The following is a 13522-nucleotide window of genomic DNA, read 5'->3' as shown; positions in this document are numbered from 1 at the left end:
TAATAACCATCTAACCATTAAAGCCACTCAGCCATCAAAACCATGTAACCCATTCAATCATGATTGTTGAAACGCTTCACGCAAAATCTTGCGGTCGTCGAAATCGTATTTAACGCCCTTTATTTCCTGGTACGTTTCATGGCCTTTTCCGGCAATTAAAATCACATCGTTGGGCTGCGCCAGTTCAACCGCCCGGTAAATGGCTTCGCGACGATCCACAATGGTTTGGGTTTTCTTGAAATGAAGCGGTGGCACGCCAGCCTGCATCTGTTCCAGAATGGCCATCGGGTCTTCGTTGCGTGGATTGTCGGACGTCAGAATGACCCGATCACTGAATTTACAGGCAATTTCGGCCATAATCGGACGCTTGGCGGCATCGCGGTTTCCACCACAGCCTACCACAGTAATCACCTGTTCGTTGCCCTGCCGCAAGCCCGCAATGGTTTCCAGCACATTTTGCAGCGCATCCGGCGTGTGGGCGTAATCGACAATACCGACGATTTTTGCATTGGAAATCACCATCTCAAACCGGCCCGGCGGGCTGGGCAGATCTGAAAGCTGCGTTAGCGATTCCTCAGGGTCTTCGCCCAGCAAAACAGCCGCTCCATACACCGCCAGCAGGTTATAGGCATTGAAACGCCCCGTCAGTTTAAACCATACCTCCCGGCCATCGACCTCCATTTGCATCCCGAACAAACCTTCCGACAGAATCCGGCCTTTGAACGACCCCAGCGTTTGCAGTGAATAGCTTTCCTTCCGGGCGCGGGTATTCTGAAGCATCACCAGCCCCCGTTTGTCGTCCAGATTGGTGAGTGCAAAAGCCGACGCGGGCAATTGGTCGAAGAAGCTTTTTTTGGCCTTGATATAATTATCGAACGTCTCGTGAAAATCGAGGTGATCGTGGGTAATGTTCGTAAAAATACCCCCGGCAAAATGCAAACCCGCCACCCGCTGCTGTACCATCGCGTGCGAACTCACTTCCATGAAACAGTGCGTACAACCGCGCTGGGTCATTTGCACCAGCAGTTCGTTTAAAGCAATGGTATCGGGCGTGGTGTGCGTTGCCGGAATAACCGTCTCGTCGATCTGATTTTGAACCGTCGAGAGCAGGCCCGACCGGTAGCCGCGTCGCTGGAAAAGCCGGAACAACAGCGTCGCCGTCGAGGTTTTGCCGTTGGTCCCTGTCACCCCAACGAGTTTCATCTTTTTAGACGGATGATCGTAGAAATTAGCCGCAATCAGCCCCAATGCATAATTACTATCCTGAACCTGGACGTAGGCTACCTGCTCGGACCGGTTTTCGGGCATCTCTTCGCAAAGGATGACCGAAACGCCCTGTTCCGCGGCATTTTCGATAAACCGGTGGCCGTCGGTCTGCGTCCCGCGAATGGCGGCAAATAAACCGCCGGGAGCTGCCTGCCGCGAATCCATCGTCAATTTACTGACCTCGACGTTCATATTCCCGGACGTCGATTGCAAAGGTACTTTATATAATAGGGTGGTTAACTGCATAAGAACGTGGCGAAGACAGTTCGCCGGGCGGTTATCTTCCGGATTGATTTTTTTTGTTAACGGCCACCACCAGCGTATCCGGTCGCGCACTCTGCCGCAGGGTCAGCGAGATTTTTCGCGGATTCGGCAGCGGATCGCCCGGTGGCACCGATTGGTCGATCACTTTGCCGTAGCCTTCAAAACGCACCCGAAAGCCCCGGTTTTCGAGCAAATGTAAGGCATCCCGCAGCGTCATGCCACGCAAATCAGGAACCTTATTTTGAGTAGTCTGGCTCACCCACTGTGTTCTTGAACCCTGTGTTTCGGTGGTCACCCAACCGTCAGCGTCGGGTTTGGCATCCATATTCAATTCCGTACTGATGGTCCGAATATCGTCGGCAAAACCGGCCTTAATGCCTTTTCCGGACTGACGAATAGTTTTGGAAGCAATGGCGACAGGTCGGTGCATCTGGACATCGTACGCATAAATCCGGTCAGCAATTTCGCGAAAAACTGGTGCTGACACACTACCCCCATATAGCAGGTCGATGTTGGCACCGTGGGGCGTATCGATGATGACAGCAATGCTGTATTTCGGTTTTTCGGCCGGGAAATACCCGATGAATGAGGTCAGGTATTTCCCCACCTGATACCGTCCGTTGATGAGCTTCTGGGCCGTACCGGTTTTGCCCGCAAAGCGGTAATACGGACTCTGGCTCTTCTTGGCCGTCCCGCGTTCCACAACGCCTTCGAGCATCTTTTTCACCTGCCGGATGGTCGTTTGAGAGCAAATCGGTTCCTGAGCCACATACGGTTCATAATCTTTCACCACTTCATTGGCCCGGCGAACCTGCTTGACCAGCATCGGCTGTACCCACTTGCCGTCGTTGGCAATGGCGTTGTAAAACGTCAGCATTTGCAAGGGCGTCAGTTTCAGTTCATAGCCAATCGCCATCGAGTTCAGCGACAGTTTGCTCCAGCCCGGCGACTGCGGATTGGGAATCACCGGCATGGTTTCGCCAATCAGCCGAAGTCCACTGGGTTTGTCCAGTTTGAAACGGCGCATGTAGCGGCAATACGTGTCCGGATGATTATACATGTTGCTGCTGCTCATCAGCAGGTGGACGCCGACGTTCGACGACTTTTCGAAAACCTGAGCAGCCGTAATGCTCCCGTGGCCGCTCCGTTTGGCATCCGAAATCCGACGACCCCGGTAGGTGATGACGCCACCGCCCGTGTGGACCATCTGTTCGGGCCGGATCAGTTTTTCTTCCAGCAGTGCCACGAAGGTTGGAAGTTTGAAGGTAGAACCGGGATCACCCCCACCCGCCAGCGCATGATTAAAGTTTTCGACATACTTACCATCTTTCAGCGTCAGGTTCGCCATCGCCCGGATTTCGCCGGTTTCCACTTCCATCACAATCAAACAGCCCCGTTCGGCCTCGTATTTTTCCAGTCCGTGCAGCAATGCGGTTTCGGCCATGTCCTGAAAATTGACATCCAAGGTCGTATACACGTCCATACCCGGTTCCGGCTTGATGTCCGACCCGTCTTCAATCGGCATGCGCACCCCACCCGACAGAGATTCGACCAGGCCAACGCCGTCTTTCCCCGCCAGCTCTTTCTGAAAACTGGTTTCCAGCCCAACCAATCCTTTGGCGGTTTCCGGATTCAGGTAACCAACCGTCCGCAGGGCCATTCGCCCATAGGGGTGATATCGCTGGTAAACCGGGTCAAATTTGCCGCCACCCAAACCACTTTTCGAGCGATCACGACGGAAAAAGGGCCATTTCTGCATGGCCAGCCGCTCCTGGTAAGTGATTTTTTTTCGACTGAGCAACAGGTATTGCCGTTCATTTTCCCGGGCTTTCCGGATCATGTAGGCGTATTCATTCCGCGAACGCTCCCCGAATTTCTGCGACAACAGCATGGCGAGCGAGTCGACTTTCTTGTCAAACGAGTCGGCTTTGGCAACGCGGGGGTCGATCCCGACGTAATAATAGGGCAGTGAGATCGCCAGCGGGTCTTCGTTGCGCGAATAAATATTGCCCCGCGTGGCCCGCAGGGTGTCTTTTTTGATGTGGAATTGCGTAATGCGATCTTTCCACATTCGCCCGTCCAGTTTCTGGAAAAACTGAACATAAATCAGTTGCCCGATGATCGCCAGGGCAAACAGACAAATGGCCACAGAGGCCAGGGTAGCCCGGCGGAGAATGGCTTTTTTAACGTTCATGGCTGCGGCTCTTCCGGTTTAACAACGATTTTTAATGGCGGGGTGACGGGTTCCGTCAGTCCGGTAGCAATCACCTGTTTGCTGATTTCGGATTGCTTGCTGCTTTTCTTGAAGTCGGCTTGCAGGGTCATGTATTTCGCCCGTTTCTCATCGACCACGGCTTTCACCCGCTGAATATTCCGCACCAGCCGCTCGGCGTTGTGGTTGAAGCCGATGTACAGAATCAGCAGGAACGAAATCCACATGATGCGGTCGAAATGCTTGATCGGCCAGGCATTATCTTCTCCGAAAAGCCGCTCAAAACCGATGGTATTGTTCAGGTAGTTTAAAAGCCGGTTTTCTCGTTTTTTCTTCACGATCGGTGCTTTTGGCGGATGTTTGTAGGTATTCTGTGCCATTATCGTTGAGCAACTTGTTATCGTACCGGTTTCTCGTTTATCGCCCCTAAATCCCCTAAAGGGGACTTGGACGCAGATTAATCTAGATGCAAAAATTCCCCTTTAGGGGATTTAGGGGCGTTTCTCCGCAATCCGCAACTTCGCACTCCTCGCCCGCGGATTCCGGGCCACTTCCTCCGCCGACGCTTCAATCGGTTTGCGCGTGACGGACTGGAGCGGTTTGATCTCGTTGCCGTATAAATCCTTCTCAATATCACCCCGGAAATTGCCCGACTTAATGAAGTTTTTCACCAGCCGGTCTTCCAGCGAATGATATGCCATCACCACCAGCCGTCCGCCCGGTGCCAGTACCTCCGGCACCTGCATCAGAAACTCTTCCAGCGTCACCAGTTCCTGATTCACTTCAATGCGCAGCGCCTGAAAAGCCTGAGCGAAATACTTGTACTCCCGCCCCCGTGGCGCATACCGCTGCAAGACGGTTTTCAGGTCGTTGATCGTTTCCAGCGGCCGGTTCACCCGGTTGGCGGCAATAACGCCGGCCAGGGTTTTGGCGTTGGTCACTTCGCCATACATGCCGAAAATTTTATGCAACTGGTCCTCCGGATACTCATTGATCACTTTACGGGCCGTCAGCTCGCCCGACTGGCTCATCCGCATGTCCAGATCCGCATCGAAACGGGTAGAAAAACCGCGTTCGGGCGTGTCGATCTGGTGCGACGAAATGCCTAAATCCGCCAGAATACCGTCGACCTGATCGATTTTATAAAGTCGTAAATACCGCTTCAAATGCCGAAAATTGGCCGCCACAAAGGTCAGCCGCGGGTCGTCGATGGCGTCCGCATTGGCGCGCGCATCGGGGTCCTGATCAAAAACGATCAGGCGGCCCGGCGAATCCGGCCCGGACGGTAATTGTCGTAAAATTTCGCGGGAATGGCCTCCGCCCCCAAACGTCACGTCGACGTACGTGCCGCCGGGTTTCAGATTTAACCCTTCTACGCAAGCCTGAAGCAATACCGGTTCGTGGTAATTAGTCGCTGTCATTGTCCTTGTAAAACTTCCTATAAACCAGCATGAACGTGCAATCCGCAGAAGATTTCTGGTCCATTTTGTAGGAATTCCGACTTACCGGTCGTTTCAAAAAACCTTTTCGGAACTAAAACAAAATCTTCATCCGTTACAAACTTAACAAAACCGCCCCTATTTCTACCCCGAAGAGAACTGGATCTGCTATTTTTTATTCTATGAAAAAAAACGTTGCGTTGCTGCTGGCAACTCTCTTCTGGATTCCTTTCTCCGGCGTATCTCAATCGGATTCAAAACTAAAAACCGGTATCTGGCGGGCGGTTTTACAGAGCAAGGGTGGTGAACTCCCGTTCGGGCTGGAAGTCAATCAAACCGGAGCAACCTATACGGCTTTTGTCCGCAATGGAGCGGAACGTCTTGCCTTCGATAACGTGACGGTCAAAGGCGATTCGGTACGGTTGACCCTTGCTATTTTTGAAGCCGAAATCCGGGCGAAAGTGGACGGCAATACCTTGCGTGGTCTCTGGCGTCGCCGACGGACGGGGCAAAATTACACCTCGCTGCCGTTTAGCGCCCGGCACGGTTTGACCTACCGGTTTACCCCGGGTACGCAGACGCCCAAAATTAACGTAACCGGCACCTGGGCAACAACCTTCCGGTCCGGGACGGATTCGACGGTTTCGGTTGGTATTTTCGACCAGAAAGGCAGCAAGCTGACGGGTACTTTTTTGACGACGACGGGCGATTACCGCTTCCTGGAAGGCAATGTGGTGGGCGACAGCCTGCTGCTTTCTACCTTCGACGGAACGCATTTGTACCTGTTCAAGGCCCGGCGCAAGCCCGATAATACGCTGGAAGGCGGTTTCTGGTCGGGCGAAAGCGGGTATGAAAGCTGGACGGCGCGATTCGATCCGAAAGCCAAACTGCCGGATGCCACCACGCTGACGTATCTGAAACCGGGCTATAAAACCATTGCCTTCACGTTTCCGGATGTGAATGGCAAGCCGGTTTCGCTGACGGACGCCCGGTTTAAAAACAAAGTTGTAGTGGTTCAGATTCTGGGTTCCTGGTGTCCGAACTGCATGGACGAAACCAATTTTCTGAGTCCGTGGTACAAAAAGAACAAAAACCGGGGCGTCGAGATTGTGGGGCTGGCCTACGAAAAATCGGCGGATCTGACGGAATCGGCACCGATGCTGAAACGCATGATTGCCCGCTTCAAGATTGATTATCCGGTGGTTTTGGCCGGAACAAGCGTCAAAGCCGAAGCGTCGAAAACCCTGCCGATGCTGAATCAGGTGGTGGGTTTCCCGACCATGATTGTCATTGATAAAAAAGGAACCGTCCGCCAGATCCACACCGGTTTTACCGGACCGGGAACCGGCAAATACTATGACGAGTTCGTCGAAGACTTTAACCGATTGATTGACAAGTTAGTAACTGAGTAAAAGTAAACAACAAATCCACATCATAGAGTAGAGAAATGAGAGCAAAGACAAGAGACCATACGGTTTTTTGTTCTTTTATCTCTTGTCTATCTTCTCACATCTTGAACACACATGTCCCGTCAGGAAAAATTACTGCTTTTTGTTCTTGCGTGCATCAACTTCACGCACATTGTCGACTTCATCATCATGATGCCGATGGGCCCGCATTTGATGCGGCATTTCGGCCTGAATCCGCAGGAGTTCAGCTTCATCGTCTCCGCTTATAGCCTTAGTGCCGGTATTTCCGGTTTTCTGGCCGCGTTTTTCGTCGATCGTTTCGATCGGAAAAAAGTGGTGTTAACGGCCTACATCGGCTTTGTAATCGGCACCATCGCCTGCGGACTCGCCCCAACATTCGGTTTATTGATTGTAGCCCGCACAACCGCCGGTTTATTCGGGGGCGTGCTGGGCGCACAGGTGTTTTCGATTGTGGCCGATGTGGTTCCCTACGAGCGACGGGCGCAGGCAATGTCCGTCATCATGACGGCGTTTTCGGTGGCCTCTGTCGCGGGGGTTCCAATCGGGTTGTATCTGGCAACGAAAATTAGCTGGCACGCACCGTTTCTGGCCATTGGCGGTTTGGGCGTCATCGTGATCGGCCTGATTATCAAGTTCATTCCCCGTCTCGATGGGCATTTACAACGGAATGGCAACCGGTTTAATCCGCTGGAGGTGATCACTACCATTGTGCGCAATCCGAACCAGATGCGGGCGTTGTGGCTAACAACCACCATCATGCTGGGACACTTCAGCATCATTCCGCTGCTGTCGCCGTTTCTGGTCGCCAACGTCGGGTTGGGCGAAGACCATTTATACCTGATCTATTTCGTGGGCGGTCTGGTCACCATTTTTACAGCTCCCATCGTCGGGCGTCTGGCCGACCGACGCGGTAAATACCCGGTTTTCGTCACGTTTGCGCTGTTGTCGATGATCCCGATGTTTCTGCTGACGTCCATGCAGCCGTCCAGTCTGACTTATATTCTGTCCGTCAACGCGCTGTTTTTCATTTTTTCCAATGGCCGGTTTATCCCGACTCAGGCGATGGTTTCGTCGGTCGTGTTGCCGCAGCAACGGGGCGGTTTCATGAGCATGAACTCGTCAGTGCAACTGCTGGCGCAGGCGCTGGCCACCTACGGGGCCGGGTTGATCGTTACCAAAACAGCGGGCGGTCAGTTGATTCACTATTCGTGGGTCGGCTATCTGGCAATGGCGGCTATTTTCGCGAGTGTGTTTATCGCCCGCAAGCTTCGGCCGGTCGACGAAAAACCGGCACCCCCGAATCTGCATCCTGTTGAACCTGAACAACCTTCGCCTAACCGCCCGGATATGAACCGGCCCGTTGAAGTTCTGTAACCGTTTCCTAAAAATTTAACCGGAAAATTTGGAGGGAATGAATTCTGTTGCTTACATTTGCATATAATCTATTGACAAAGTATACTAATGTCTGCTTCTGCACAAAAAACCGCCACCCGCCCGTTTGAACGGGTTCTCCCACTGCAAAAAGTCAGGGTGTGTTGTTGTTGTCAGCGATTCCGAATGTGCTGCTAGCACCTAGCACTCATCTCCCTCCCCCGTATTCAATTCTTACCCGACAAAGCAGTCAACTTGACAACCGGTCACCCATCGGTTCAACCAACTTGCCACGTCGATTTTTTAGTCGATCCAAAAATCTAGATAGTCTATAAACTTACTAACAAAATGGTAGCTTTTTTTGATTCTATCCTCGAAGACTCTGACTTGTATTCCATTCCACAAGTATTTCGGAAATTAACGCCCATTTCTCCCTTGAAAACGGGTGAAAAAGCCCCGCTGTTTGGCGTTCATCGCCAGCAGGCCATTGGGCAATACATCACCTGGCAAACGGACTATTCCAAAACCGTTCATTTACACGACTGGCTGCAAACCGGCCCGCTGGTCATTGCTTTTTACAGTGCCGGATGGAATGGCTACGGCAACCGGTATCTGCAAAAACTAACCCGACTTTACGCCCATATTCAGGAGAACGGCGGTACGTTGCTGGTGCTGTCGCCGGATTCTCTCGAATCCCTGCAAACGCTGGTCGAGCAACACGATCTGCCGTTCACGATTGCGCAGGATGTTGATAATCAGATTGCTGCCAAATTCGGCGTTTATTCAACCGAAGATCAGGTCTGGAACCTGATTGCCGGAATTACCGAAGACGTCCCCTACCCGGCCTTGTTTGTGGTGGCACCCAACCGGCAGATTCAATTCAGCTATGCCGACCGGAATTTTACGGAAACCTTCCCCGCCGGTGAATTGCTGCATCACATCAACGGGCAGCAAACGGCGTTGTTGAGTCTGGCCGCTTAACGTACCACGGACGTACCTCCGGACTTTAGTCCGGGCGTACATCCGGTCATCCGCAACTTTTTTAGTAGTTTTGATTGTTATTTCAAGACGATTAAACCTGAAGCGGAGCGCAGTTGATGACGGATTATATTTCAACCTTAAATGAACCTCAGCGGCAGGCCGTGCTGCATGGCGATGGCCCGCTGATTATTATAGCTGGTGCGGGATCGGGGAAAACCCGCGTGCTGACCTACCGGATTTCGCATCTGATTGAAAAAGGCGTCGATCCGTTCCGGATTTTGTCGCTGACCTTTACCAACAAAGCCGCCGGTGAAATGCGTCACCGGATCGAGAGTGTGGTCGGTACGGAAGCCCGCAACATCTGGATGGGGACTTTTCACTCCGTTTTTGCCAAAATTCTGCGGATCGAAGCGAAGGCTCTGGGTTTTACCAGCAACTTTTCCATTTACGATACCGACGATTCTAAATCGTTGCTGCGAAGCATCATCAAGGAATTTGGGCTGGACGATAAAATTTATCGCGCCAATGTCGTCTTTTCGCGGATTTCGGGGGCCAAAAACCGGCTCGTCGGTCCGGCGGATTACCTGGCCAATCCGCTGATTCAGACGGACGATGCAGCCGCCCGGATGCCCGAAATCGGCCGGATCTACAAAGCCTACACCATGCGTTGTTTTCAGGCCAACGCCATGGATTTCGACGATCTGCTGTTCAACACGAACGTGCTGTTCCGCGATCACCTCGACATTCTGAACAAATACCAGCATAAATTCAAACACGTTCTGGTCGATGAGTTTCAGGATACGAACGTGTCGCAGTACCTCATCACCCGGAAATTATCGGCGGTTAACCAGAATATCTGCGTCGTTGGCGACGATGCGCAGAGCATTTACGCGTTCCGGGGTGCCAACATTGAGAATATTCTGAATTTTGAGAAAGATTTCCCCGACGTTCGCACGATCAAGCTGGAGCAGAATTACCGCTCGACCAAAACCATCGTCAACGCGGCCAATTCGATCATCGCCCGAAACCGGGCGCAGTTGCGCAAAAGCGTTTTTACCGACAACGAAGACGGCACGCTGATCGACGTCATCAAAGCCGCTTCCGACAACGAGGAAGGCCGCCTGATTGCTACGTCGCTCTTCGAAGCCAAGATGCAGGACGGCCTGCACAACACGGATTTTGCCATTCTCTACCGCACCAACGCACAGTCGCGGGCGTTTGAAGAAGCTCTCCGTCGCCTGAACATCAAATACCGGATCATCGGCGGCCTGTCGTTCTACCAGCGGAAAGAAATCAAGGACTTGCTGGCATACCTGCGTTTTACGGTCAACCAGAGCGACGAAGAAGCGTTTAAGCGGATCATCAACCTGCCCAAACGCGGGATTGGCGACACCACCGTAGCAAAAATTGCGGTGGTTGCTTCGGAAAACCAGGTGCCGATCTGGGAAGTGGTGAGCAATGTCAACAAATACGTTGCCGGACGGGCCGGGATTGCGATCGAAGCCTTCGCCGATCTGATCAAGAGCTACCAATTGCTGCTCGACAAGAAGGATGCGTATGATGTGGCCGCGCACGTGGCCAAAACGTCCGGGATTCTGAAAGAGTTATACGACGACAAAACCGTCGAAGGGTTGTCGCGCTACGAAAACGTACAGGCGTTGTTGAACTCGATCAAGGAATTTGTCGACAATCCGGACAACGACGACAAGAGCCTGAGCGCCTTTTTGCAGGTGGTTTCGTTGCTGACCAGCGCCGACGAAAAAGACGACGACGGCGACAACGACAAGGTGACCCTGATGACCATCCACGGTGCCAAAGGACTGGAGTTTCGGAATGTGTATATCGTGGGATTGGAGGAAGACCTGTTTCCCTCGCAGATGATGCTCGAAAGCCGGGCGGATCTGGAAGAAGAACGACGGCTGTTTTACGTGGCCATCACACGCGCCGAGAAAAAACTGACGGTTTCCTACGCCGAATCCCGGTATCATTATGGGCGGCTGAAAGTCTGCGAACCCAGCCGGTTTTTGATGGAAATCGACCCTGCCTTCCTGAAAGTGGCCAAAACCCGCAAAGCGGAACGCGAAGAAAGCCAGGAATCCAAACGGGAAACACCGGCTGGCGGTTCGATGAGTTTTGTGCGGAGCCTGGCCCAGAAAACCGCTAAGCAACAAGCTCCGCAACCGGCGGTAGCCCACGTTCCATCCACCGATTTCACGCCCAGCGATACGTCGAAACTGGCGGAAGGCATGCGCGTCGAACACCTCAAATTCGGCTTCGGGCTGGTTCAGAAAATCGATCAGAACGGCAACGACCGGAAAGCGATCATCAAATTTGAAACCGCCGGCGAAAAGACGTTGCTGCTGAGTTTTGCTAAATTGAAGATTGTGTGAGACTGAAAACCTGTAAGGTCTTAAAGACCTTGCAGGTTTGTGTTCAATTTGAAAGACTTTTGCTAAAATGGGATTGAAAACCTGTAAGGTCTTTGAGACCTTGCAGGTTTATGCTCAATTTGAAAGACTGGGTTTCTTTGTGGCTTGTTTGATCGAATAGGCGAAATAGCTTCTGATTCTCTCCTTCCAATCAGTATACCAGCCCCCTTATCTCCTTTTGAATCAAACGATTCCCTACCCGTATGGTCTCCGATGTCAATGCCGGTTCTGTGCCCCTGCAGACCCAGGAAGTGGTGGCTGTTAAAGCCAAACGATTGCTCTCCATCGATGCCCTCCGCGGGTTCGATATGCTGCTGATTGCGGGTGGGGGCGCGTTCATCGAACGGCTCAATGGAAAAACCGGCTTAGGCTGGGTCGACTGGATGGGCGACCAACTGACGCATCCAGCCTGGAACGGGTTTACGTTTTACGACTTTATCTTCCCGCTGTTCCTGTTTCTCTCCGGGGTTTCGCTTTCTTTTTCTTTGCAAACGGCCGTAGCCAAAGGCATCGAAAAGCCCGTTTTATACCGAAAGGCGTTTCGCCGGTTCGTCATTCTTTACCTGCTGGGTATTCTCGACAAAAACATTCCGCTGGATATTTTCGATCCGGCGCACATCCGGTACGGGACGGTTTTGGGCCGCATTGGTCTGGCCACGCTGGTTGCCACGGTTTTGTTCCTGAACTTTTCCTGGAAACAACGGCTCTATGCCGTGGCCGGTATTCTGCTGGCTTACTATGCCGCCTTGTTTTTGATCCCGGTTCCCGGCTTCGGCAGTGGGGATCTTTCGTTTGAGGGCAATCTGGTCGGCTGGTTCGACCGGACGTTTATGCCGGGTCGGTTACTCCAGAAAACCTACGACGAACTGGCCCTGCTGACACAGTTCCCGGCACTTTGTCTGGCGGTATTGGGAACCGTAGCCGGGGAGTGGCTGCAATCGGATCGATCCGACCGGACGAAACTGACCTACCTCGTGGCGCCCGGCCTGTACACCATCGGAGCCGGTCTGCTCTGGGGCATTCATTTCCCGATCAACAAGCACTTGTGGACCAGCTCTTTTATTCTGGTTACGGCCGGGATGGGCGCGCTGTTTCTGGCACTTTTCTACGGCATTATCGACGTGCTGGGCTTCCGGAAATGGTCCTTTTTCTTCAAGGTGATTGGGATGAATTCGCTGGTCGTTTACCTGGCATACCGGTTTATAGATTTTAACCACACCTCTAAACTCTTATTTGAAGGGTTTTACCGGCATACGCCCGAACCGTTTCACGAATCGCTGAACGCGCTGGGTGCGCTCGCACTGGTCTGGACGTTCCTGTACATTCTCTACCGACATAAAATTTTCGTCAAAATATAGACCCGCGACTGGCTATCTTTGCGGTATGATTCGATTCTTTACGGAAGACATTCCCTTTACGCTTTCCCGGAAAATACCGACCCGGCAGTGGCTCACCAAGCTGGCGTTGAAAGAAGGGTTCAGCGTTGGTGAGTTGAATTACATTTTTTGCTCCGACGAGTATCTGCTCCAGGTGAACCGCGAGTATCTGGAGCACGATTACTACACCGACATCATCACCTTTGACAATTCAGAAGAAGAAAACCGGCTGGAAGGTGACATTTTCGTCAGCATCGACCGCGTCCGCGACAACGCCCGGCAACTGACGATTCCGGAGGAACAGGAACTTCGGCGGGTGCTGGCGCACGGTTTGCTGCACCTCTGCGGCTACGGTGACAAAACCGACGAGGAAGGGAAACGAATGCGGGAGAAAGAAGAAGAGAGTCTGGCGAGTTGGGGAATCTAAATTAAACCGGTACAGAATGGTTATAAAGAACATCAGGACAGAAATCAGCTCCGTTATCCCAGGTCAACGTTCCATAGCTGTCCAGCGAAACTTTCTGGAAGTAGCTCGTATTCCAGAGCTGTTGAATCTCAGGTGTTTTATCCAACTGTTCCAGCAATGGTTTTAGCGCAATCTGACGGTTTTCTCCGCTATTGAAACGGCAGACAACGGTGTAGTCATCCGCTATGCTGACTATATTCGTTATGTAATGTAACATATCAATCGAGCGGTTTTATTTTCTGCCATGTAGCCGGATTGGACCGCAGGTTCTCAAAATTAGCCAATAGT

General features: G+C 52.3%; 11 protein-coding genes. 6 read left to right on the top strand and 5 right to left on the bottom strand.

What is annotated here, in order from left to right:
- Positions 1-57 precede the first annotated feature (57 nt).
- The 4 genes from ACO064_RS15640 to rsmH form a co-directional block, all read right to left on the bottom strand.
- The gene (locus ACO064_RS15640) at positions 58-1512 is read right to left on the bottom strand and encodes a UDP-N-acetylmuramoyl-L-alanyl-D-glutamate--2,6-diaminopimelate ligase (protein WP_421828199.1); all 1455 of its coding nucleotides are present in this window, start codon (positions 1510-1512) and stop codon (positions 58-60) included.
- 31 nt (positions 1513-1543) lie between these two features.
- The gene (locus tag ACO064_RS15635) at positions 1544-3724 is read right to left on the bottom strand and encodes a penicillin-binding protein (protein WP_421828198.1); all 2181 of its coding nucleotides are present in this window, start codon (positions 3722-3724) and stop codon (positions 1544-1546) included.
- A complete protein-coding gene (locus tag ACO064_RS15630; RefSeq protein WP_114407669.1) occupies positions 3721-4122 on the bottom strand; it encodes an FtsL-like putative cell division protein in 402 nt (133 codons plus the stop codon). Before ACO064_RS15630 ends, ACO064_RS15635 begins: the two co-directional genes overlap by 4 nt.
- A 111-nt stretch (positions 4123-4233) precedes the next feature.
- On the bottom strand, positions 4234-5163 hold the full coding sequence (gene rsmH / locus ACO064_RS15625) for a 16S rRNA (cytosine(1402)-N(4))-methyltransferase RsmH (RefSeq protein ID WP_421828197.1): 930 nt from the start codon (positions 5161-5163) through the stop codon (positions 4234-4236).
- A 200-nt stretch (positions 5164-5363) separates the two neighbouring features.
- Between rsmH and ACO064_RS15620 the strand changes: the two genes are divergently transcribed.
- The 6 genes from ACO064_RS15620 to ybeY all read left to right on the top strand — a co-directional run bounded on the left by ACO064_RS15620 (position 5364) and on the right by ybeY (position 13195).
- A complete protein-coding gene (locus tag ACO064_RS15620; RefSeq protein WP_421828196.1) occupies positions 5364-6593 on the top strand; it encodes a peroxiredoxin family protein in 1230 nt (409 codons plus the stop codon).
- Positions 6594-6704: 111 nt separating this feature from the next.
- Positions 6705-7985 (top strand): MFS transporter, encoded by a 1281-nt coding sequence (locus ACO064_RS15615; protein ID WP_421828195.1) that lies wholly within the window; start codon positions 6705-6707, stop codon positions 7983-7985.
- A 345-nt stretch (positions 7986-8330) separates the two neighbouring features.
- Positions 8331-8963, top strand: coding sequence for a redoxin domain-containing protein (locus tag ACO064_RS15610; RefSeq protein WP_421828194.1), 633 nt, complete (start codon positions 8331-8333; stop codon positions 8961-8963).
- A 116-nt stretch (positions 8964-9079) separates the two neighbouring features.
- Positions 9080-11353, top strand: coding sequence for an ATP-dependent helicase (locus tag ACO064_RS15605; RefSeq protein ID WP_421828193.1), 2274 nt, complete (start codon positions 9080-9082; stop codon positions 11351-11353).
- Between the two features lie 242 nt (positions 11354-11595).
- A complete protein-coding gene (locus ACO064_RS15600) occupies positions 11596-12750 on the top strand; it encodes an acyltransferase family protein (RefSeq protein ID WP_421828192.1) in 1155 nt (384 codons plus the stop codon).
- A 25-nt stretch (positions 12751-12775) separates the two neighbouring features.
- A complete protein-coding gene (ybeY, locus tag ACO064_RS15595; RefSeq protein ID WP_421828191.1) occupies positions 12776-13195 on the top strand; it encodes an rRNA maturation RNase YbeY in 420 nt (139 codons plus the stop codon).
- A 1-nt stretch (position 13196) separates the two neighbouring features.
- Here the strand turns inward: ybeY and ACO064_RS15590 are convergent, their stop codons facing one another.
- Positions 13197-13451, bottom strand: a complete 255-nt coding sequence (locus ACO064_RS15590; RefSeq protein WP_421828190.1) for a DUF2442 domain-containing protein — start codon at positions 13449-13451, stop codon at positions 13197-13199.
- Positions 13452-13522: the final 71 nt, after the last annotated feature.

This window comes from Larkinella sp., from assembly GCF_965227735.1.
In the GTDB taxonomy this organism is placed as follows: Bacteria; Bacteroidota; Bacteroidia; order Cytophagales; family Spirosomataceae; genus Larkinella.
This window is presented reverse-complemented; position numbering and strand designations above follow the sequence as displayed.